The organism is Pseudomonas sivasensis, assembly GCF_052938085.1.
The window spans coordinates 2,864,409-2,887,318 of the sequence record NZ_CP176442.1 but is presented as its reverse complement, the minus strand read 5'-3'; the positions used below and the strand labels follow the sequence as shown (position 1 = coordinate 2,887,318).

Sequence of the window (22,910 nt, the reverse complement as noted above, 5' to 3'; positions counted from 1 at the left end):
GTTCAACCCTCCTGCGCCAGGGCGCCGGCATCTGCTGCCTGGGTTTGGACCACGGCGCCGATGCGGACTTTTTGCCCACCCTCGACGATCACCTGGTCACCGGCCTTCAAACCGGCGGTCACCCACCACTGGTTGCCCACGGCGCGGTCAACGGTGAGCACGCGTTGCTCGACCTTGCCGTCAACCACCAGCAACACCGAGGTCACGCCGCTGGCGCTGCGGCTCACGGCTTTTTGCGGGATCAGGATCGCCTGGTCATCGCGGGCCTGCTCCAACACGCCGCGCACGTACATGCCGGGCATCAGCAAATGCTCCGGGTTGTCGAATACCGCGCGCAAGGTCACGGTGCCGGTGCCCTGGTTGACGCTGACCCCGCTGAACTTGAGACGGCCGTCGTGGTTGTAGGCGCTGCCGTCATCCAGCTTGAGGCTGATGCGGGCCTCGCCGTCAGCGTTGGCCTGCAACACGCCACTAGCCAGGTCGCGCTTGAGGGCCAGCAATTCTGTGGTGGACTGGGTCACATCCACATAGATCGGGTCGAGTTGCTGCACGGTCGTGAGTGCGGTGTCCTGGTTGGCCACCACCAGCGCACCGGGTGTCACGGTAGACGTTTCGATGCGCCCCGCGACCGGCGACGTGATGCGGGTATAGGCCAGGTTGATGCGGGCGGTGTCGAGGTCGGCCTGGGCCACCTGCACGTCAGCGGCGGCGGTCAGCAGGGTGGCCTGTGAGTCCTCGTTGGTTTGCTGGCTGATGGCGTCGATCTTCACCAACTGGGCGTTACGCGCGGCGGTGGTCTGTGCCGACTTCAACGTGGCGCGCGCCTTGGCCAGGCTCGCCTGGGCCTCAGCCAGCGCCGCCTTGTACGGTGCCGCATCCAGTTGGTACAGCGCCTGCCCGGCGTTCACCTCGGCGCCTTCGACAAACAGGCGCTGTTGCACGATCCCGCCGACCTGCGGGCGAATCTCGGCGACCATAAAGGCCTGGGTACGCCCGGCCAGTTCAGTGGTCCGCACCTGGCTCTTGGGTTCCACGGTGATCACCGAGACTTTGGGGGCAGCGACTTCGGGCGCGGGGTCGCCAGCCGAGCAGCCGCCGAGCAGCACCAGAATGATGAGGGACAGGAGAACCGCGGCGGTTACCAGGTATTTGGCGAAGAATTTGGTCGACATAGTTGCCTCTGCAAGACGGGGTAGTGCAAGCCTTACCCTCATGCTGCAAGGCAAATGTGCAGGAAAATTGAAGATTGCCGACCTGGGTTGAATCTTTCGTCCGTGGGGGCCTAAATGGACGCGTCCCTTTTGTTACGGCCCCCATTCATGAAGTTGAGTATCTCCACCAAGTTGTTTGTCGCGGTGCTGGCCGGTGTGTTGCTGGTCATCCTGAGCATGGGCCTGGCCACCAGTTGGAGTTTTGGTCGGGGGTTCCTGGGCTTTATCAATGAGCAGGCAATGGAGCGCATGGCCCAGGTGGTGCCGCGCCTGGCCACGGCTTACCAACGTGAGGGCAATTGGGACTTTCTGCGCAATCGGCCGGATCGCTGGTTTGACGTCATGCGGCCCGACCCGGATGCCGCGCGTGCGACGGATGATTTGCGCCCCCCGCTGGCCTCGGACTTGACCGGTGCACTGTTTCGCATCGCCCTCCTCGATAAAGACAAGAAACGCGTCACCGGTTACCCAGCCATTGGCGAAGATGCGCTGGTACAGCCCGTGGTGGTGAACAGTGAAACCGTCGGCTGGCTGGCCGTCACGCCATTCCAGAGCGTGACCGAAGCCGGCGGCGAACGCTTCCAGCAGTACCAACTGCGCACCAGCCTGGTGATGGGCGTGTTCTCGTTGCTGCTGGCGATGCTGATAGCCTGGTGGATCGCCCGCACACTGCTGGAGCCGGTCAAGCGCGTGGCCGCCGCCACCCACCGTCTGGCCAGCGGCGACTACAGCAGTCGCGTGGCCGTGGCTTCCGACGACGAAGTCGGCCAACTGTCCCGCGACTTCAACCAATTGGCCTACACCCTGGAGCGCAACGAGAAAATGCGCCGAGAATTTATGGCCGATGTCTCCCATGAACTGCGCACCCCGCTGTCGGTACTGCGTGGCGAACTGGAGGCGATCGAGGACGGTGTGCGCAGCCTTGACCAAAGCTCAATGAAGTCGCTGCAAGGCGAAGTCAGCATGCTCAGCAAGCTGGTGGATGACCTCTATGAACTGTCACTGGCGGACGTAGGTGCCCTGACCTACCGCAAGGCCCCATGCCTGCTTAACGACCTGCTCGAAAACAGCCTGGCGATGTACCGGGACCGCTTCACCGCCCGCCAGTTGCAGATCGACCTGGAGTTGCCGCGCCAGCCCGTGGAGTTGCTGGCGGATGCCAGTCGCTTGCAGCAATTGTTTTCCAACCTGCTGGAAAATGCCGTGCGCTACACCGACGTCAACGGCACGTTGCGCATCAGTGTCGGTGTCGACCGCGACACGGTGCGTATCGACTTTCTCGACTCCGGGCCGGGCGTATCCGCAACCCAGTTGCCGCGCTTGTTCGAGCGGTTCTATCGCGGCGAGTCATCGCGCAATCGCGAGCATGGCGGCGCTGGCCTGGGCCTGGCAATCTGCCGCAGCATCGCCAACGCCCACGATGGCAGCCTGGTTGCCGACCACTCGCCCTATGGCGGCCTGTGGCTGATCCTGCGCCTGCCCCGGAGCCTGTGAACCATGAACGATGAACAGCCGATCCTGATCGTCGAAGACGAACCCAAGCTCGCCGCCCTGATGCGGGACTACCTCGAGGCAGCCGGCTACACCACCCTGTGCCTGGACAATGGCCTGCACGTGGTGCCCGCCGTGCGCGCCCACGAACCCAGATTGGTCCTGCTCGACCTGATGCTGCCCGGCCGTGACGGCATGCAGCTGTGCCAGGACCTGCGTGGTTTCAGCGCGGTGCCGATCATCATGATCACCGCCCGCGTCGAAGAAGTGGACCGCCTGCTCGGCCTGGAACTGGGCGCCGACGATTACATCTGCAAGCCCTTCAGCCCCCGTGAAGTGGTGGCCCGGGTCAAGGCCATCCTGCGCCGCAGCCCGCAGTTGCTGGACACCAGCGCGCCACGCCTGATGATCGACGAGGCTCGCTACCAGGCCTCGCTGGACGGCATCACGCTGGACCTCACGCCCCTTGAATTGCGCCTGCTCAACACCTTCGCCCGCGCCGCCGGCCGCGTATTTTCCCGCGACCAATTGTTGGATCACATCTATTCCGACCACCGCGTGGTGACCGACCGCACGGTGGACAGCCATATCCGCAACCTGCGGCGAAAGCTGGAACAGGTGTGCCCTGGGGAAACGCCGATTGAGTCGTTGTATGGGGTGGGGTATCGGTTTCAGTTGGCTGAAAAGCGGCCACATGCCTGAAAACACTGCGGGTTCAAATGTGGGAGGGACGGTGCGACGATTCGACTTGCCCCGGATAGCGGTGTGTCAGTCACTGATTTATTAACTGACCCACTGCTATCGGGGGCAAGTCGAATCGTCGCACCGCCCCTCCCACATTTGGTGCTTCGGTGCTTGGAGGATTGGGGTTACATCGGCGTGCTGCCGATAACCCGCAACGCCAGGCCCTCGTACGCATCCAGGGTAATGGTGAATTCACCCTCCGCCGTCAGATCCCCTTCAACCCGTTCGTTGATGATGTCCACCACCATCCCCGCCGCGATACCCGGCAGGTTGAGGGTTTCGGTGATCGGCGTAGCGCCGAAGTTCAGCGCGGTGATTTGCGTGCCCTTCCCGGCCGGCAAGTCGTGAACCATGATCAGCAGCGCCGGGTTTTCCACGTCTGGCACCAGGATCTGACGGCTGGCGGCGATGTCGTAGGCGCGGCGTACGGCTAAGATTTTTTGCAGCTGCGAGGCAAATGATTCGGGGTCCAGCAACTGGCTGTTCAGGCTGCCGTACAGGCTTTTCGAGCGCGGCATCTGGCCGGCAGACAGTTCGGCGTCCGGGTTCAGGTCTACCAGGTCGTAGGCACCGCGATGAATCCAGCGGGTGTCGCCGTCCTGCATCAAGTGCTCAACGTCGTCGGCCGCCAACGGCAGCGCCCCGACCAAATCCCAGCCGGACAAGGCAAACACCCCTGGCTGCATGGCGTTGTACATCACCAGCAGTAAATGGATCTGGCGGATCTGTTCGATATCCGCAGGCGTAATCGCGTCCAGGTCACGAATGCCCAGCGCCGCCGTGATGATGCTCGCCGTGGTGCAGGACACGCCATTGGTGACGAACTTAAGGTTGTACGGCGCATGCTCGCCCGTCAGGCGTTCGTACATCTGTTCGCGAATGTGCTCGCGCAGGATATTGCCGGGGAAGGTCTGGCCCTGGTAGAGGAAGCTGTCGTTGGCGTGCAGGGTCCAGAAATGCACCAGTTCAAGGGTCAATTCGTCGTGATTCTGCAAGGCATGGATCAGCGAGCCAGGGTCGATGCCCTGACGGTGCATTTCACGCAGCATCAGGCGCAGGAACTCGGCATCGCCCATCAGCAGTGCATGCTGGTACGCGGGACGGGTGATGAAGTCATAGGACAGGTCGGCGCCGCCGTGGGACATGGAGGCGATATCGTCGACAGTGAGGTTCAGCTCCTGAAAACTGAACCCTCCCGCCTTGCGAATCGCCCCGCCGAGCAGTTGGTTGCCGGTGATCGACAGGGGATGGCTCTCCGACCAGGCCGTGCCATCGAGCTTTCGTTCCACACCAAGGAAGCCGTTGGCGTCCAGGCGCAGGATCTTGGCACCCATCACGTCGATGGCGTGCAGGGCGTCGCCGATGATCATCTGCTGCGCGGCGAAGGTCGGGTCCAGCCAGTTGAGTGACGGCTGACCTTCCTTGAAGTAATGCAGGTACACCCAGCGACGCGGCTTGCCATCCACGCCGATGACCACGGGCGTGGTGCTCCAGTCGGTTTCCTTCACGCCAGGCTCAAAGAAGATCACCCGCTGCAACTGGCCGACGATGTAGTGCTTGTCGCGCAGGGCGTCCACTTGCAGCGGGCTAAGGTTCTGCGCATCGCGGCCCTCGGCCACGTCGGGCAGCAACGGCCAGTCTTCCTCACGAATTTCCACCATGTGGTAGAGGCCGGGGTAATCCTCGTACGCCATTTCGGCCAGGCGGAAATCCGCGCCCTTGCCGGTGTGGGACGGGATCACATCGTCAATGATCACCGCGTTGTGCGCCGCCGCCATGCGCGTCAACGCCTGCAACTGCGCCTCAGTGCCCAGCTGCGGGTCGATCTCGAAGCTGATGCGGTCGAAGTTGCCGTCGATGGTCGGCGTGTGCCGTGTGCCGCTCAGGCCACCGGACTTTTTCAGCGGGCCGTTATGAATGCCTTGGATGCCGATCTTCGACAGGGTATGCCATAGGGTTTCATCCCCCAGCGCCTCCAGCACCGTACCGCCCTCGCGGGTCACGATCGAGGCCGGATAGGCGGTGAACCACACTGACGAGAGCGCCGTGGCGTCCCGCGGCCGTGTCTGTGCAAAGGGCTGCTGCCACAACCGGCCCTGCCCCGAATAGAGCTTGGCGCGCTGGCGGGCCGCATGCAGCATCGATTGTTCTACCAGCCAGTTCACATGGTTGTTTTCAGCAGCGGTCATAAGCTCGGTACCTGTCGTCGTGAAACGTTACTCGTAGACATATGAGGGGTACGGAGTCCATTCGTTGCATTGCAATGGCCGTCATTACGCCGTGGATCGACAGGATCGATTCTGAACAGAGCGGCCGCTCCCACAACGGATCGGCGTCGGCTATTTGACCAACCGCTTCTCCTTCGAGGGGCGATAGCCGAAATACGAGCTGTAGCACTTGCTGAAATGGCTCGGCGACACAAATCCGCACGCCACCAGCACTTCCACCTGTGACAACTCGGTGTGCTGCAACAACCGACGCGCTTCCGTCACTCGCAATTCCATGTAGTAGCGCTGCGGCGTGGTGCCCAGCTGTTCCTTGAACAACCGCTCAAGCTGGCGGCGGGAACGACCCGCGTAGACGGCGAGCTGGTCCAGTTCCAAAGGCTCTTCAAGGTTGGCGTCCATCAGCTTTACCACTTCACGCAACGGCGCGCTGACGCTGACGTTTTCAGTGGGTTTGATACGCCGGTAGCGGGACTCCTCAAACGCCAGGATGTCCTCGATACCTTCGACCAGTGCTTTGCCATGCAGGCTCTTGATCCAGTCCAGGGCCATATGGAAAGCGCCTGAAGGGCTGGAGGCGGTCAGGCGGTCGCGGTCGATCACGTAGGGTTCACTGGTGACGTCGGTGGCTTTGGACACTTCCGCCAGCGCCGGGCGGTGTTCGGGGTGGATGGCGCAACGGTAGCCCTGCAACAGCCCTGCGCGACCAAGAAACCAAGCGCCGTTCCACAACCCCGCGAGGTGCACGCCGCGCTCGCCAGCGCTGCGCAGCAGTTGGATGAAATCCTCGCCGGCCTTGAGTTCAGTGCGAAAACCGCCGCAGATCACCAGCAACTCCAAGTCATGCAGCGCAGCAGCATCAAGGCACGCATCGGGGCGGATGACCAGGCCCAGGTCGCTGATCACTTCGCCGTCGCCCCAACCAAACGTGCGCGAAGCGAACAGATCGGGACGCAGCAGGTTAGCGGTGACGAAGGTGTCGAGGGTCTGAGTGAATGCCGGCAGGGAGAAGTGTTCGAGCAACAGGAAGCCGACACGGGTGACCGATGCCGGTTGTGGGGTTTCATTGAGGTAGCGCAGGTTCTTGCCTTTCATGCCGCCGCTGAATTGACGTCTTTCCATCGAGGGTTGGCCCACTGTTATTGTTGATGCCGTGGGCGCCATCTTAGGGGGAAATGCGTTGGCTGTCTCAGGCGCTGATCTTGTAAAAAGCACAGGCCCCGGAAGCCCGTGGCAGAACAGTACAAGGCCCATCTGATACGGTTTTTTCTTTGTTATCTGCGCCTGTATTGAAATGCGCTCAAGGCGGACAATACCCCCAATCCTTATTCCCTTCCCTTCGGAGGCCTTATGACCAAGATGGCGATTTTCCTGTTCGGTTTTTTAGTGCTGACCATCGGCATCGGCTTGCTGGCGACGATCTCACCGGTCTAGCGCTTAACTGGCAAACAACATCGGGTACAGCGACAGCACCAGCAACGCGGCCATGGACCAGTTGAACAGCCTCAGCCAACGCGGCTCACGCAACACATTGCGCAGGCCGCTACCACAGCCCACCCACACGCACACGCTGGGCAGGTTCACTACCGCAAACACCAACGCAATCACCAGCACGTTGGTGACATAACCCTCGGCCGGCGTGTACGTGGTGATGGCTCCCAGCGCCATGATCCACGCCTTGGGGTTCACCCACTGAAACGCAGCGGCGCCGAGGAATGTCATGGGCTTGCCGTGTTCGTCACTGCTGTCGGACATGCCGCCTGCCGTCGCAATCTTCCACGCCAGGTACAACAGGTACGCGGCGCCGACATAGCGCAATACGGTGTAGGCCCAAGGAAACACCTTGAACACTTCGCCCAATCCCAGGCCGACCGAAATCACCAGCAGCATGAAGCCGATACTGATCCCCAGCGCATGGGGCATCGAGCGGCGAAACCCGAAGTTAACCCCCGAGGCGAGCAACATGGTGTTATTGGGCCCAGGGGTGATCGAGGACACGAAAGCGAACAGCACAAAGGCTGAGAGCAAGCTGGTGGACATGAACATGAGACAGCATCCAAACAGGGGTTGTATGCAGGCGACAGTAGTGGGTTATGGCCTCCACTGCCCCATACAGCCATGCGCGGATTGAGGCGTACACTTTTCACAAACCTTTCACAGACGACCGAATAGGGTAGACCCAGCTCCTAATGAACATCCCTTTTAGCCCGCACTCCCCATTGCGGGCTTTTCTTTGTCCGCGATTTATCCCAGGCAAAAAAAAGGCAGGTCATTGTTCATGACCTGCTCTCGTTGACTAACGGTTAACGCTGACCACCACCGCCGCCGCCAGGGCCGCCGCCTTGACCATGACCACCACCGCCATGGCCGCCGCCGCCACCACCGCCCGGTGGCATAAACATCCAGCAGCCCGACAAGGAGGACAACAGCGCGACAACAACAGCCGCCTTGGTAAGGTAATTCAACTTCATGACAACGCTCTCTGCTTTACAAGGTTTGATGTACGTAAAGTAAGACCGCTGTAAATGAAGTCCGTCACGGCTTTCGTGTAACGTCTTGGTAGGGTTTGTGTTGTAGTGGATACACGTATGAGCAGTGGGTTTGAGTTAACCGGGGCGATTTAGATGATCAATATTCGTGCAGCGACTGAAGCCGATCTCGATAGCCTACGAGCATTGGGCTGCGAGACCTATCAACAGCATTTCTCGACCCTGTGGTCCCCTGATGGCATGCGGGATTTCCTGGATCAGGATTTCTCACGCGACGCGTTGAGCCGATCACTCGACCTGCCCAAGCGTCAGTCATGGCTTATCGCCTCAGATGAACGGGGCACACCCATTGGGTTTTCCAAGGTCAACTGGTCGACACCAACGCCAATCACTGGTGAGCTTGGCGCAGAACTGCAAAAAATCTATTTCCTCAAAACCGCTGCCGGACTTGGCTACGGCAAGCAACTTTTGCAGTTTATCTGCGATCAGGCAGTGCAGCGTGGAGAGCACTTACTGTGGCTGGATGTGCTCAAGAGCAATTCAAACGCCCGACGGTTTTACGAAGCGTTTGGGTTCCGGCAGATCGGTGAAATCCCATTCGATACGGATTTGGCGGAAGTCGGGATGGTAGTCATGGGCCTTGAGCTGAATCGGCACCAAACGGAGAAATAAATGGAAGACTTGATACAGGGCCTCGACGGGCCCAGAACCGCCCAGCAGGAATTGTTCTACGACCTTGAAGATGCCGCGGCTGTTATTGGATGGTCAGTCATGGAGTTGACCACCCTGGCGTCCAAAGGCAGAACGCCGGATGAGGCGGCAGCATTGATGAGAATGTGCGCGCTGCTGGCAAATCAACAGGCAAAACTAGCGGCGTATGCGGATGAGGTTAAGGGGCTGCGCATCAACCGGTCGTGAATCAACGCGGCGGGTCTCGCCGGAACACCGTCAGCGCGCCAAGCGTGGCTGCAAACGCGCCGAGAAACGTCGAGGTGTAGCTGGGAATAGCCCAAAGCATCAAACAGTGAACGACCAGCAGGAATGCAGCCAAGAGGCGGATTTGCAGGTTTGAAAATCTGCTGCCGTATCGCTCAGCGGCGCTGTTGAAGTATCTGATCCATTTCATAAGAAGACTCCTGACTGGGCAAAGAATGATTTTAACCGAGTGAACGACTCCAACTTTTCACCAGACAATAAAAAACCCCGTAGACGTTAATCTACGGGGTTTTCAAGAGTGGAGGCCGAGGTCGGAATCGAACCGGCGTAGGTGGATTTGCAATCCACCAATATACTGAATATTTTCAATGGGTTAGATTAACATTAATTCCGCACCGCCCAAATTTCCACCTCTCTGCAGTCCTCTGAAATCGGTAGGTTCTAATTCGGTTGCGGAATGGATTTTCTATGCTTCATCACCTACAGTCCGATAGCCCTCAGGCACGTCCTATCAAGCCTTTGGGTGCGTACCTAACGGTTTTTTTGAAAATGGCAGATTTAGTTTTTAGGATAAGGAAAAAATGGACAACATTTTTCAACTATTGCTTTTGGTAATTGGCCCTCTAGCGGCAAGTATAATAATTATGGCAATCGTATTTGGAAGCCAAAAGGCTTACCGTAAATCACCTTTTAAAGCATTCATATTACGACCAAGCGTAGGATTAGCAAACCAAGGGCTTTTTTGGCTCAGCATACTTACTCCAACTTTATACTTTTTTGCTTTTGGAATTGTTAGCTGGCAGGGTTACCAAATATCGATTACAGCCGAGGGATTTAAAACCTTCATAAGCATCAGCTCGCTCCCCCTTGCACTTTTAACTTTAGCAATACCTTTGGGAGTTGTGATTGCTAGGTTCCATTCCACTGAACAGACTGCGGAACAAATCCAGATAGCCAAACACAAAAATAATCTTGATGCATTTTACTCGCATAGAAAAGAGTTTTTCGCATACTTCGACAAAATTGGTACAGTTGTTTTTCTAGAGTCACTAGAGGTTCAATACTTGATCAATCCAAGACTGCACGGACTAATGTTTAAGGGCAATGCTGAAGATGGAACTCCAGAATTAGACCTGGATCTGTCTTTTTTGTTCATCGCATATTTAAACTCAATTAGAAAGTCACTGAACGCCGTCATTCTGGATTCTGAGCCAGCCAATACGTTCGATCACTACTTCAAAGCCTCAGAGGAGGCCTATTGGATCGCTCGAAAACTGGGTATAAAAGAAATACTCAACGAATTACCGAAGATTAGCAAGACGCTTATAGCTATCGACAAAGATATTAATGAGGAGATATGCCAAAAGAGCTTAGGCACTACTACGATACAAGCTATCGCGACGTATCGCTGCATAAAGAGCTATCTTTTAACAATATTTCACTTTTCGGGAAATAATGACCTCATTGAAATGATTCACAAATACGAAATACCGCACATCGACATAAATGGAAACTTTTCAAATATAAATCCGCACAGACAGGTAATTGAAGAAGGATTCGCATACAACTCTGAACAATCTTGGGATACAGTCGAGTCCAGAATGATAAACTGGGTCTCTGGCTAATTTGGGCTCAAGGGGTGTGCTATTTACATAATCACAGCTTTAAATAGCACGCCTAGACTATTCGAAGTTTCAGCATAAGCGACGAATGTGGGTGAGTTGGTTGGGATAGGGGTTGATGGATGAGTATGGCTGCCCTTAGAACCTTAATTTATACACCTTCAGAAACTCTCTAAACAGAGCCGACAGCCACTCAGCACTTGGTGCGAAACCGCCTCAAACGTGTCAATAATCAAGGAGCCGTGTTTATCTATGCCTTCCAATAAAAAACACCATTACGTTCCAAGGGCATACCTTAAAAACTTTTCAGCTAACGAAAAGACAATAAATATTTTTAATTTGAGCAGAGATATTGTCATTCGTGACGGAAAGCTTAAATCCCATTGCTATCGTGATTATCTTTATGGCGTAGACGACGGACTGGAAAAAGCACTTGGGTTAATTGAAGGACAAGCAGCTGAATTATTTCGTCATGTTCGAAGAGAGCTAAAACCACCTCAGGCGGAAAGTTCTGATTACGGAAAATTTCTAACATTTTTAATCTTTCAGCGTAATCGAACTCTTTATGCTGCCAGGGCGATCAATGAGATGCTTGTGGCGATGACTAAAAAAGTTCTTTTATACAACCCTGACGTCCCTAAAGATATTTTTGACAAGATCTCAATTCAAGTTAATGATCCGGCAATACATGCATTAAAAGCAGCAAATCAATCTCTACACTTTGCCATGGATTTGTCATTTAAATTGCTGCTCGCAAAAAAGGTGCTGAATTTGTAACATCTGATAATCCTGTGGTTTTCTATAATCAGGCTTTGGAAGCATGCCAGTCTTATCAGGGAATAGGGACGGCCTCTAAAGGATTACAAATTTTCTTCCCGATCTCTCCAAAAATCTCTATTATATTCTATGATGCCAGCGTCTATAAAGTGGGTGGGCGACGAGATCAAACAGTTCAGATTACAGAACAAAATGACATGGATCAGATTAATATTCTGATGCTAGCAAACACCGAAGAAAATATTTACTTCCTCAACAGCGATCGAATAAATTTAAAAGAAATAAAGCGCGGAATAAAATTTCGCATTACAAATACCGGCAAGCTCCATACGTTACCTGGAAATAGAACGGAGCACGAACATTCCGACATGCTCATACACGAAGGAATTCGGCCAAAAACTGGACTTAGGCTTTCTTTTCTAAAGAAGCTTTCAGCTTCCGACGAACTGAGATTTTTATGTAATAGCGGCCACCTTCGTCACCCTGGCTTGCTTCGCGACCCAGTATTAGTAACGTGGGATAGGCAATGGCAGGAAAGCGTTGAAGCTGGTAACAAGCAAAACTTTTTTGAATATATGGCATCTCAGTGATAAGGACATATGCAGCTCGCTGGTAAAAAATTATTGGCCCAACGAAGTCCGATCACACGCATGAAATCTTCCACAGATCTTCAAGTTTTGTTGTGTAGCTCTTACTCATCAACTCACGCCTCATCCCCCACTCAGGATTGGTAGGTACGCTGGCTGACCGCAGCGTCCCTGTCCCCCACCTCCCATTGATCTGATCCAAGACCGTCATCACCCTGGTGGCTTCCTCTGGCTGTGAGGTTGCGAACAGATCATCGGTATACTCGCCTTGCTGGCACAGGTTGAGCAGCATTACTTCGGCCTTGCTGTACTTGAAGCCTTGTTGAAATATGCGCTCAAGCGCACGTACGGCCGCTTGAGTGAGCAGTCGCACGTCGTCAGTGGGATACGGCATATCAACCACGACCCCGTTGGCGTACTTCGCCTCTTCTGGATTGAACATGCCAGTGCGGATGGACACGCGCACTTTCTTGCAGAGCGAGTGCTGAGCCCTGAGCTTCTCGGAGGCTCGCATCATGTAGGTGGCCACCGCCTCCTTGATGGGCGGCAGCTCCGTTAACCGCCTGCCAAACATGCGACTGCAGCAGATCTCCTGCTTTGGCGGATCCTGTTCATCCAGATCCAGACAAGGCGTGCCGCCCAACTCCCTGGCCGTCTTCTCGATCACGATGCTGAACTTCTAACGGAGCGTCCACGGATCGGCATTCGCAAGGTCCACAAAAGCTGACATTCGCTATAGGCCGATTCAGGCTAAATGCGGACACTTGTCCCCTTGATCGACAATGAGCAGATCCGTACTCCCAGGTCAGACCAAGCGCGTCCCCAGCAACTAAATGCCGATTGCTCAAGATGCTCATACGGGTTCTATTTTGGAAAATGCTTATCTGCAAATAGCTTCTTGAAATCGCCTTCGACAAAGTGATTTGGCTTCCACCCCGCAACCCATCTATCAAGTAGGAACGTGTCAGCAGCTCCTAGCGCCACACCTGCAGCAGTCCCGAACCCTCCGGCACCGAGCAAATCAATACCCAGCCCAGCAGCAGTGAAACAAACCCATCTGGAAGTTTTAACTGGCAGCTTTTCAAACTTCGAATCCTTAACAACCTCTTGGTAATATGCTCTCTTCAAATCCTTGTCGTCCGGAACACCTGCCACCCACTGCCTAAATTTATCTGCGGCTTCCAGCAAACTTAATACTTCATGGAACGTAACTCTGCCACTGTTAACTGCCTCTCGAATGGCATATGTATTTTCAAGCGTCAGCTCTACAAACTGACCTACATTTTGCTCTCCAGCAGCACTTCGACTTAAAACACCTTCTAGTGCTTGAAGACCAAGGACTGCCTCTAGAGTACCAGTGGACACTTCTGAGTTGAAAGCGGCGCCATAAAACGCTGATGAATAGGCGTCTTGAAGCCGGCCGACAATGAGTGCCGAAGTTAAAGTTGAATGACTCGACGGCGTTCTCAAATTATACGAAAGATTAACTTTTCCAAAATCAATGTTTGTGTCGACAGTGAAAGCATTTGAGTGCTGTAAGTTGATTTTAAACCGAAAATCCTGGGCCTGCTGGTATTCCGGAGCAAGGTTACGAATCATAGTCTCGACGGCAGACTCCGCGCTGCTACTTTCTGCAAGGGCCTGAATCACAGACTCCTGCCTAAAGCTATCATGCTCAAACTTTTTAATTATTCTACCGAATTTATATCCCGCAAGCCGCGCTTGTGGGGAGCGCGCGGCTTGTCTAAAAACTTGTATTGCTTTGTCTTCGTACGAGATGCCAGCTAAAGTAAACTTAATTAGATCATGAACCTCGCCTAGGTAGGTTTTTTTAGTTCTCACCCCTAGAGATTCATGAATGTAATGGAATTCAATGCGCCCAGACTCTATTAGCTCTACAAGAATTAATGGGGGGATTTTTCTTACAAGATACTGCACGACTCCGGCGTCACCTAAGATCCTAACTTTCCCGTAGAAAATTAAGCTTTCAGCAAGCGCCCCGATATCGATAATTTGGTCATGTCTGCCGGAGTTTTTGAATAAGATACTATCTAACATGAAACACCCTCATTCCTTTGACAACATTAAGCCGAAGCATGTTATCTGTTTTTGGCTGATAAATGCCGTTTGCCAGAGTCCGCTGTTGGCCGATAGTAGCCTGTCGTGATGACCCGCTTCGGGTCGAAAGACCGCTGGAATGGGGTGTTGATCGAGGCCGAGAAGCAGAACCAATTTGTGTCCTCCAGGTGTGTTTCCAAGGCCAGAATTTAATCGAAAATAAAAAGCTCGCATAATCGCCATACAAACTTATTAAGCTCAGTTGCTCCACATGCTATGTATTAGGCAGGCTTAAAACCGAGTTTGCTTTCTCCGCGTTTGACTTCAACATGCTTAACCACGCTATTCGTTCTTGAGCCATGCCTAGCTCGGCAAGAGCCTCGTCATGCTCTGAAAATTCGAATTTATTATCATTCATTATGCAGTAGCAGCGCTTGTAAACTTCAAGCAGGCAGATCTCCAAGTTGATCACCAATAAGGAAATCCTAAATAATGAAGTTTCTGCTTCCTTTTTTATCAGCAGTTCGAGATCCTTGTTTATGTCGTCTACATGTCTAAAAATAAGTTTGATCCAGTACCGCTGATCGACGCTGAATGTGTGGGCTATTTCAGGATAATATTTATCCAATAGCGGCAAACTCACTGCCGAGAGCAGGTTGTGTCCAGTTGGACGATTTTTCGTGGCTATTGTTTCGCATATTTCAAGGAGGCTTCCCAGCGCATGCTTACATATGTGCATGAGCTCGTTAATATCCTCTTCGCAACAATTCTTCTTCGCAACCTTCGTCTTTGCCTCTTTACGTGCTGTCGAGAAGTAATTCAGACCAAAAGCCAGACCAGCGCCGACAATCGCACCCGCCAGAGGTAAAAACTTATCCGCCGAAGTTTTCACTGTCGTAGCTTGGATATATGTGAGGCACTGCGCGAAACCATCAATGTCCATGTTCTAGCCGAGTCTGTGGGATCAGGGCAGTATGCCATGACAGAATCGATTGAGTAGGTGTTCACCATCTGGACGAGCGATTTCGGTAAATTGAGCTGGTACCGAGGGCACAATGGCCGATTGCGGCCTGACATTACTCTGATCACAGGTGCCCCATCGTTCGCAGTTGCGGAACACCTACTGAAAATTGCGGAACACTTCACTTTCCTGAGGGCAATAAAAAACCCCGTAGATCATTGATCTACGGGGTTTTCAAGAGTGGAGGCCGAGGTCGGAATCGAACCGGCGTAGGTGGATTTGCAATCCACTGCATAACCATTTTGCTACTCGGCCTCAAACGATCAATGCCCTGGTTGCTGACATTCACCGCATAAAAACTTGAGTGGGCTACAAAGCCATGCCTCTACTCTAACTCATTGAATACATTGAAGTTTTTAATGCTTCGTTGCGTTCGATGGGCGCCATTATGTACTCATTTGCCAATGCCTGCAACCCCTTGATTTCAAAAATATTTCGCATTGGCATCAAGGGGTTGCGTGCCTGCCCTACTCCTTGATGCGCTGCGACTGGTATTGCGGGTCGGCCTTGATCTGGGCGTCGGTGAACGGCAGTGAGCGCAGTTTTTTCTCGGAGAACGCTTGGGTCTGGTCCTTGGCGTATTTCGATGCGGGGTTGCTGGACAGGGAGAACGCCAGTACGCCCTGGGCGTGTGGGCCTTGGTCGTCGAAGGTGACGATTTGCAGGTAGCTGCTGCCGCTGACTACTTCGCGCTTGCCATCGGCACGGGGCACGGTTTGCATGGCGTTGTAGATCCCCAGTTCCTGCGGGCCGCCGTGGATCGGGGTTTGGCCGGAGACTTGGACATCGCCCCATTTAATGCCGGGCTTGAGGCCGAGCTTGGCGACGTCTGCGGCAGAGGCCAACATGGCTTCGCGCAGGGCCTTGGCGACCGGTGCACGGTCGATGGCCAGGCCGCGCGGTGTGGTCAGGGGTTGGGCCCGGTCGAAGGCAACTCGCCAGGCATCAGGGATTTGCTCCAGCTGTTCCACCAGGTTGATGAAATGCACCAGACCCAGGCCGCTGTCGAGGTTGGCGTGCCGGTCCCAGTCTTTGAGGCTGGTGCACAGCGGCTTCAGTGCCGCCGCATCGGTGCCGAGGTGTTTGGCGCAGAACGCCAGCAAATCCGGCATGACCTGGCCGGCCAGGTACACCTCGTTGTCCATTACCATGTTTTGCAGGTCGGCAACGCTGATCGGTTGCTTATCCAGGGATTGCAGGCGCTGCAAAGCAAACCGCGCTCGCGGGCCCAGGCCGATGTTGTCCTGGCTGATCACCGGTGAGAAACCTGCCAGCGGCGCCTTGGGGTTGACCATCCAGGCCGAATCGTTGGAGTGCTGCACATAGTCAGTGCGCTCCAGTTGCGGCAGTTGGTCAGCCGGAAAGATGCCGGGCTGGGCTGAGCGTGGGTCGACGTCCCAGGCGCAGGCGCTGTGGGCGCCGTCGAGCATGATCATTTGCAGGCCGGCACGTGGATCGCTGCACTGGGCAAGCTTGGCCGCGCTGACGTTGGGCACCACCGAGAGATTCATGTACAGGCTCTGACCCTGATCGTCGGCGGCCAGGGTGTTGACCCATGGGATGCCTTGCAGGGTGTGCACCGAAGTTTGCAGCTCGTTGAGGCTGCCGGCGCGGTTCATCGCGTACCACTGTTGCAGGACGCGATCGTTGCCAAGGTTGGCGTCGCGCAGGCTGAACGCGTAATGGCTGTCCCAGTCCAGTTTGCCAGGCCATTGCACGACGGGGCCGAACTGAGAGCTATAGACCGGATGAACCACGGGTTTAACACTGCCGTCCGCTTGCTTGACCTGCACCGTTACCGAGGTTTTTTCCAGGGGGACGGACTTGCCATCGAGCATGTAGCGCGTCGAGTCCTTCGGATCCAGGGTGAGGCGGTACAAGGTGAAATGCTTGGACGTGTCGACCGTATGGGTCCATGCCACATGCTGGTTAAAGCCAATGTTGACCACTGGCAAGCCCGGCAACGCGGCGCCCATCACATCCAATTGGCCTGGAATGGTCAGGTGCATCTCATAGAAGCGCATGCCACCCACCCACGGAAAGTGCGGGTTGGCCAGCAACATCCCACGCCCATTGAACGAGCGCTCACGGCCCACAGCCACCGCGTTGCTGCCACGATCAAGGGTGAAACGCTGCTGGTTGGCCGCAGCCAACTCAAACGCCCTGGCGTTGGGCTGCACGCTGGCAGTGGCTTGAGGCGGCGCCGCGCCAACCAGCGCTTCGGCGAATTGGCCGACACCGCCTTCCACCAGCAGCCTGCGGGTCAATTTCACCACGTCTTCAGCGACCAACGGGCGTACCCATGCCGCCTGGCACTGCGCGGGAGCGCCCTGCTCTTTCAAGTAACGGTTGTAGCCAGCGACGTAACCTTCGATACGGTCTTTTATCTCGGGGCTCTGGTCTGTCCAAAAGGCCGCCACCGTCTCTGGCGTATTCAGCCAGGAAAAAAACACATCACTGGCCAGATTGTTGCGCTCTTCCAGGGTTGACTGATCGGGGCCGAAAAACTTTGCCCGCTCGCCATTTACCGTGACCACCTCATTGGCCAGCAGGCACAGGTTGTCCTGGGCATAGGCATAACCAATGCCGAACCCGAGGCCACGCTCATCGTTGGCACGAATATGCGGCACCCCATAACTGGTACGGCGGATATCTGCCGATGCCTGCGCCACCTGCTCGCGCGCCGATGCGGCCAGGCTCAACCCCAGCAATAGCCCTGCCACACCCATCCTGGACAACCCGTTGGAAATAATCACGCAGACTCCACAGTCAAATTGAACACCCTCACCGGGGGCAGTTACCCCACCGTAAGAACGCACAAAACCGGGAGAAATTTAGCGACGCGGCCGCTTTATCTGAAGGACGTTGGTTGTGACAAAACCGACACTGACGAAATTTCTACATCCAACACTTCATGATTTCGCTCGCTCGTTCGTCTTATTAGTAAGAGCGCCATCATTTTCCTGATCAGGCTCTGATAAGGAGTTTTTTGCATGTACAACCCGCAAGTGCCCACGGACGGACATTCATCGGTTGCCGACGCCAACTTTGGCGGCGGCACGCAAGTGTTCGGCAAAGCGCCCGAACAGCATGGCAACCAGCGTATTCGCCACTTACTTAAGTGTTTCGGTTTGCGCACCAGCCTGATTCGGCTGAAGGTCATCGACGCCCTGCTCACGGCTGCCGACAGCCAGCGCACCCTCGGGGTGCGCGGCGTGCACAGCCACTTGCTGAACCTTGGCATCCCGCTGTCGTTTCTCAGCGTGCGCGAAGTGCTCAAGCGCCTGTGCAGCGAGGGCGTGATCACCCTCAATGCCGATAAGAGTTACAGCCTCCACGAAGAGGCTGCCAAGGTGCTCGAAGGACGCGCCTGAGGTCAGAGCTTCATGCCCATGCCTTCACGCTCAGAGCTTGACCTTGCGACGCATGACGCCGTTGATCACCACCACGATCACCGCGACGGCAATGGCGATGGTCTGGAACGTTTTCTCACTGATGACCCCGGTGTTCTGCAAGTAGGACAGGCCAAACATCGTCCCCAATACAGCCAGGGCAATCAGAAGTGAATATTTCAAACGTTGCTTTTGGGTCATGACAAGTTCCTGAACTTGAAGAGTGTATCCATTGTTTGAAGCCTTCCCTGCCAACACCGGCCCTGGGGCAGGCATAGGCCGGGCCGACAGGCGCTCATATTACAGGCGATGAAAAGCTTTGGCTCGCCCTGCGCCGGATTGACCTGCAAACGCCTTACGGCAATCTGAGCCATCACATCGAGACACAGGGCTGATTTACCGGTTTCATAAAAGACTTTTCACGCCGTTGCCAACACTTAATTTTACAGACCTCGGTATTTCCGCAAGGAACCTCGCAGGGTGTTTTCTACACCCAATCGGGGACGTCTGAGGAAAAGGGAACCTCCTCATGAAAGACGCTTATTACAGCTTGTCTGAAAAGGTGCCCACCCATGTTGAATGTTCACACACCCACTCAAACCCCATCTCAGCCTCACCTACCGCCCCCGCCTATCAATAATCAATCGCCTGGTTTACACGCCAGCAATCCTTCAGCAAACCTCCAAACCGCTGCGTCCTCCCCCCGCCTCTCACGTGCCAGCACTGGCTTGAAACAGATGATGGCGGACAACCAGAACCTCAGGAGCCTAGGACAAAAACTCAGCGAAACGGCAACACGCTTAGGTGTGAATGCCACACCGCAAGCGATCCTCGCCGCGTTGAAGGCGACGCCGATGGATATTCAACCGGGTTCGTCCTACCCGATAGAAGCAGACGCGGCCGTCACGCTCGACGCCTACATCACGTCCAACAACCTGATGCTCCCCAATAACCATTTCGGCCTGATTGCCTTGGCAGACGCCGTGTTCAACCGGGCGTTAGAGCATCCACTGGGCAATTTAGGCGGTGGGCTGTCCTGGCCGATACCAATGAGCATGCGCAACGAAGAGGCGCTACTTGGTACGCTGAGGCACTACGTGGCGCAGCATCCGAACCCAGCGCAGATAGGCGTAAGCCTTGGCGTTTTGGAATACCTGAACAGCAACCAGCCACCTTCCGGCGAAGCCGCCACCGATCCGGCGAAAGCCTTGGTCGCTATCCTGACCACTCCACGGGCACAGGCGCTGGGGCAAGCCATTCAGACCAAATTGAACGGCGTTGCAACTGACACCAGCGTCAACGAATACACGCTGACCGCTATCAACCTGGCGCTGGATCCAGAATCGATTGACCACGCCCACCCCAGCGCAATCGCCAGTTTCAACCTCGCACAGGACGCACACTGGGGCAAACCCGCCTCGGCCGTGGTGACCAGCCTGAGCCAACACCTGATAAAAAAACGCAAAACATCCGCCGCAATGGCCAGCGTTGGCGCGTACGTGCTTCTGGCAAGGAAAGCCCCCGAATTACTTATCAAGGACCTGCCGGCCAGCGTGACGTATGGCAGCACCGCGTGGCTCAACCTGTCGATCGCCGCCGCGACGATAGAAGCGCAAACACCGGGAAAGGTGCCGAACATGACCTTTGCCCAGGTCATGTCGGCCGCTGAAGGCGCCAGCCTGCAAGACCTGTCCATCACCCAAAAAGCGCAGAGTGCGGCCCTGCGGGTCTGGGGCGTCGTAAACGGCGTTATCAGCCAGGCCGAAGCCGATCGGTACAACGATGCCGACATCGACAAGGTCAAAACCGCTTTCAATCAACAAGCGAATTTACGGCTAGAAGCCACCGGCCAGATCCAAACCGACATGCCCAGCCGTAAAGACATCGCGTTGGCCAAACTAAAAGAACGTTTTGGCGAGGATGTCCCGTTTGAAGAGAAGCTGCTAACGGTCAAGGACACCAGCCAACCCTACGCGCAACCGCTCTACGACCCCAATCGAGCGCCAGCAGGCCACCATTCGCTCTTGGATATCGCCATGAGCGGGCTGGATCAGTTTTCGTGGGAAACCAAAGACCCGCGCATCCTTGACGCACTGGAAGGTAAGTCCCTGGCATTCGATGTAAACGCCGTCTTTAACTCTCAACTTTCCCAAGCGATCAACTCACGCAAACAAGGCATTGGTACGACGGTCAAACACTTGATCGCTCAGCTACCACTGGCAGACAGGCAAAACCTGGAATACGGGAAGCTGGAGTTCTATCAAAACAATACGTACCAGTTGGGTATGGGGTTCACTGGCAGAACGCTTGTAGAGAAAAACGAACAACTGCTGGTTAAAGCCACCGGGGGCAGCGGCGAAACGGTTTACGCGATCGACCTTAAGCAGGGTTCCATCACCACGGTCCCAGGCACCGTATTGACCAAAGAACGTGATCGCGAGTCAAACCTCGTCTATCCAATAGAGCAGTTCCTCCCAACCAACGCCGATGACACCGTTTGGCAGCCAAACAACACTGCGGGGAATCCACTGCCAGTTCCCGACAGCTTTTCAAGCAACCGAACGCAATCCATTGCCGATGCGTTTATCGAACACCTGGATATTGATAACAAGGACGTGGTCAAGCAGGCCAGGGGAACCACCACCTACGATCAACAGATGGACGTCGAGGAGAAACTGGCGGATTTCTTTCTCGACCTGATTCCCTTGAGATCGGCCATCGTCAACTTCAAGAACGGCAACGTCCTGGACGGTGTTGTCGATCTGGGGATGGATATTTTCGGATTCGTCACTGCCGGCGCAGGCGCAGCAGCGAAAATTGGGAACGTCGCGGTCAAGGGCTTCAGCGCGACAACCAAGGCGGTTCGGGTGGCAAAAATTCTGGGAACTACGCTCATCGGTGAGCTCAACCCAGCGAGCGGGCTGGGTGATCTGGTGCAGGGAGGCGCCAAGCTGATCGGCAAAGGCATCGACACCATCAAGAAAACCAGTGGGGCCTTTAATATGGCAAGGGTCATCGCCAACGAGCATGGGCCCATTACTCACGGCACCTTCAAGATCGCCGACCAGACCTTCCGGGCCGACACCATCCTGTCCAACGGCCAACGGTATGCCTACGACCCCGCGGCGATGAAGCCCTACGGCACGCCTTTGGCAGACTTCAACCCGCTCGACACCTTGGCACCCGGCTCCCCCCATACCCACTCCCCGTCCCCTGCACAGCACCGTCATCGATACAACCCTATGGCCTCCATCGCGCGCCCAGTGCGAGTCAGAAAGCCGTTGCCCGTCGGCGACTACGCAGAAAGTATGCGCGGGAAACTGGAACCGGATCATTTCAAACCCGACACCAAGATGGCGACCATTCAAAAGTTCAAAGATGAAATGAAGGACTATTTTGACGCCATCCAGCAGGCGGGCCTCCCGACGCGCCCGACCATCCCGCACATCGCCGGCAACGTCCCTGTCCCTGACCTGATCGAAACAGCGTTGAAAGCCTCGCAAGGCGTGGTATTTGGAGAATCCCACAAGCAGATGGCAAGCTTCCGGGCGCTGTTCGATAACGTCGCCACACTAAAGAACGAGGGCGTTAAAAGAGTTTACTTCGAAGGGTTGATAGATATGCCCCAAGGGCTTGTCGACGACGGAATTGGCATCCTTGGTCAAAGCAAGCAGCTTCGAAGCGGCCCGACATTCCAAGAGTTACGCAAAAAGCTGGAGGATAACGGCATAGAGGTCTTGCCTCTTGATCACTACTACCTCACCCGCCACAAAGACCTACGCGGCTTAAAGAAGCCGACCACTACTGGCTCCGCGTCGATCACGCGGCTTGAAGAGTTCAACTATTACGCCGCTGAAACCATCCAGGCCACCTCAGGTGCTGATAAGTGGGCTGCATTGGTTGGGCATTCACATATGAACACCTCCGAAGGTGTGCCCGGCCTCGCCGAGTTGACCGGCAGCATCGGCATTGGTGTGTTTGACAGGCCCAGCGCCACGAACCATTTCGGAACCAGAGTCCTGGGCCATCCACAGGATCCCACCAAACCGGTCGGCAGCGGCGGTATCCCCGGCGATCTCCAGATTTACATCAAGCCGTAAACCCAAATCCCACCCGGCACACTAGCGGTCACAGCGCATGGCCCGTCCCTAGCGCTGCAACCCCGTGCCGGGTGGGGCGCGCCGCTCAACCCATCATCGGGACGGTTTACCGAGACAACTGTCCATGGGCTCCCAGTTGAATTGCCAATCCCAACCGTTTAGCCCTTCACTTTATTTGCACGAGCGTACCTAAAGCTAAGCGTTGCCAAGCCGATAGCCCAACGAAGCTCTAAAAAAGCCGCGTCGATAATAAACGC

At 55.4% G+C, this 22,910-nt stretch carries 19 protein-coding genes, 1 tRNA gene and 1 pseudogene; 9 read left to right on the top strand and 12 right to left on the bottom strand.

From position 1 onward, the window contains the following. Positions 1-2 precede the first annotated feature (2 nt). Entirely contained in the window at positions 3-1,172 is a 1,170-nt protein-coding gene (locus tag ACKZ62_RS13265; RefSeq protein ID WP_447096809.1) for an efflux RND transporter periplasmic adaptor subunit, read from the bottom strand. A gap of 147 nt (positions 1,173-1,319) precedes the next feature. Between ACKZ62_RS13265 and baeS the strand changes: the two genes are divergently transcribed. Then, a complete protein-coding gene (gene baeS, locus ACKZ62_RS13260) occupies positions 1,320-2,705 on the top strand; it encodes a sensor histidine kinase efflux regulator BaeS (protein WP_447096808.1) in 1,386 nt (461 codons plus the stop codon). Positions 2,706-2,708: 3 nt separating this feature from the next. Next, positions 2,709-3,404, top strand: coding sequence for a response regulator (locus ACKZ62_RS13255; RefSeq protein ID WP_447096807.1), 696 nt, complete (start codon positions 2,709-2,711; stop codon positions 3,402-3,404). A 167-nt stretch (positions 3,405-3,571) separates the two neighbouring features. Here ACKZ62_RS13255 and treS read toward each other — a convergent pair whose 3' ends face one another. The 4 genes from treS to ACKZ62_RS13235 form a co-directional block, all read right to left on the bottom strand. After that, positions 3,572-5,635 carry a maltose alpha-D-glucosyltransferase gene (gene treS / locus ACKZ62_RS13250; protein ID WP_122680932.1) on the bottom strand — a complete coding sequence of 688 codons (2,064 nt, stop codon included), beginning with the start codon at positions 5,633-5,635 and terminating at the stop codon, positions 3,572-3,574. Positions 5,636-5,785: 150 nt separating this feature from the next. Next, positions 5,786-6,766, bottom strand: coding sequence for a transcriptional regulator SouR (locus ACKZ62_RS13245; protein WP_050442807.1), 981 nt, complete (start codon positions 6,764-6,766; stop codon positions 5,786-5,788). 342 nt (positions 6,767-7,108) lie between these two features. Next, positions 7,109-7,717 carry a LysE family translocator gene (locus ACKZ62_RS13240; RefSeq protein ID WP_095184677.1) on the bottom strand — a complete coding sequence of 203 codons (609 nt, stop codon included), beginning with the start codon at positions 7,715-7,717 and terminating at the stop codon, positions 7,109-7,111. A 257-nt stretch (positions 7,718-7,974) separates the two neighbouring features. Continuing rightward, entirely contained in the window at positions 7,975-8,142 is a 168-nt protein-coding gene (locus ACKZ62_RS13235) for a hypothetical protein (protein ID WP_447096806.1), read from the bottom strand. 153 nt (positions 8,143-8,295) lie between these two features. Here ACKZ62_RS13235 and ACKZ62_RS13230 point away from each other — a divergent pair, with 153 nt between their 5' ends. Next, the gene (locus ACKZ62_RS13230; RefSeq protein ID WP_122680931.1) at positions 8,296-8,832 is read left to right on the top strand and encodes a GNAT family N-acetyltransferase; all 537 of its coding nucleotides are present in this window, start codon (positions 8,296-8,298) and stop codon (positions 8,830-8,832) included. Beyond that, positions 8,833-9,078 (top strand): hypothetical protein, encoded by a 246-nt coding sequence (locus ACKZ62_RS13225; RefSeq protein WP_032885235.1) that lies wholly within the window; start codon positions 8,833-8,835, stop codon positions 9,076-9,078. It abuts the gene before it with no gap. A 1-nt stretch (position 9,079) separates the two neighbouring features. Here ACKZ62_RS13225 and ACKZ62_RS13220 read toward each other — a convergent pair whose 3' ends face one another. Next, the gene (locus ACKZ62_RS13220) at positions 9,080-9,286 is read right to left on the bottom strand and encodes a hypothetical protein (RefSeq protein ID WP_447096805.1); all 207 of its coding nucleotides are present in this window, start codon (positions 9,284-9,286) and stop codon (positions 9,080-9,082) included. A gap of 391 nt (positions 9,287-9,677) precedes the next feature. Here ACKZ62_RS13220 and ACKZ62_RS13215 point away from each other — a divergent pair, with 391 nt between their 5' ends. The 3 genes from ACKZ62_RS13215 to ACKZ62_RS13205 all read left to right on the top strand — a co-directional run bounded on the left by ACKZ62_RS13215 (position 9,678) and on the right by ACKZ62_RS13205 (position 12,085). Next, positions 9,678-10,721 (top strand): hypothetical protein, encoded by a 1,044-nt coding sequence (locus tag ACKZ62_RS13215; RefSeq protein WP_447096804.1) that lies wholly within the window; start codon positions 9,678-9,680, stop codon positions 10,719-10,721. Between the two features lie 249 nt (positions 10,722-10,970). Beyond that, positions 10,971-11,495 carry a DUF4238 domain-containing protein gene (locus ACKZ62_RS13210; protein ID WP_447096803.1) on the top strand — a complete coding sequence of 175 codons (525 nt, stop codon included), beginning with the start codon at positions 10,971-10,973 and terminating at the stop codon, positions 11,493-11,495. 14 nt (positions 11,496-11,509) lie between these two features. Next, positions 11,510-12,085: a DUF4238 domain-containing protein gene (locus ACKZ62_RS13205; protein WP_447096802.1), complete on the top strand. Its 576-nt coding sequence runs from the start codon at positions 11,510-11,512 to the stop codon at positions 12,083-12,085. Between the two features lie 52 nt (positions 12,086-12,137). Here ACKZ62_RS13205 and ACKZ62_RS13200 read toward each other — a convergent pair. From ACKZ62_RS13200 to pvdQ, 5 genes and pseudogenes are all read right to left on the bottom strand, one after another. Continuing rightward, a pseudogene (locus ACKZ62_RS13200) lies at positions 12,138-12,800 on the bottom strand (DinB/UmuC family translesion DNA polymerase); the annotation flags it as partial. Between the two features lie 146 nt (positions 12,801-12,946). Next, positions 12,947-14,140 carry a hypothetical protein gene (locus ACKZ62_RS13195; protein ID WP_447096801.1) on the bottom strand — a complete coding sequence of 398 codons (1,194 nt, stop codon included), beginning with the start codon at positions 14,138-14,140 and terminating at the stop codon, positions 12,947-12,949. A gap of 274 nt (positions 14,141-14,414) precedes the next feature. Beyond that, on the bottom strand, positions 14,415-15,083 hold the full coding sequence (locus ACKZ62_RS13190; RefSeq protein ID WP_447096800.1) for a hypothetical protein: 669 nt from the start codon (positions 15,081-15,083) through the stop codon (positions 14,415-14,417). A gap of 259 nt (positions 15,084-15,342) precedes the next feature. Beyond that, positions 15,343-15,416 (bottom strand) — tRNA-Cys (locus tag ACKZ62_RS13185). A 212-nt stretch (positions 15,417-15,628) separates the two neighbouring features. Next, complete coding sequence (pvdQ, locus tag ACKZ62_RS13180) at positions 15,629-17,917, bottom strand: bifunctional acylase PvdQ (protein WP_447096799.1); 2,289 nt, start codon at positions 17,915-17,917, stop codon at positions 15,629-15,631. Between the two features lie 237 nt (positions 17,918-18,154). Between pvdQ and ACKZ62_RS13175 the strand changes: the two genes are divergently transcribed. After that, entirely contained in the window at positions 18,155-18,535 is a 381-nt protein-coding gene (locus ACKZ62_RS13175) for a hypothetical protein (RefSeq protein WP_032885241.1), read from the top strand. A gap of 30 nt (positions 18,536-18,565) precedes the next feature. On the opposite strand, the gene ACKZ62_RS13170 is transcribed toward ACKZ62_RS13175, so the two are convergent. Beyond that, the gene (locus ACKZ62_RS13170; protein ID WP_032885243.1) at positions 18,566-18,754 is read right to left on the bottom strand and encodes a hypothetical protein; all 189 of its coding nucleotides are present in this window, start codon (positions 18,752-18,754) and stop codon (positions 18,566-18,568) included. 527 nt (positions 18,755-19,281) lie between these two features. Between ACKZ62_RS13170 and ACKZ62_RS13165 the strand changes: the two genes are divergently transcribed. Continuing rightward, positions 19,282-22,653 (top strand): membrane-targeted effector domain-containing toxin, encoded by a 3,372-nt coding sequence (locus ACKZ62_RS13165; protein WP_447096798.1) that lies wholly within the window; start codon positions 19,282-19,284, stop codon positions 22,651-22,653. Positions 22,654-22,910: the final 257 nt, after the last annotated feature.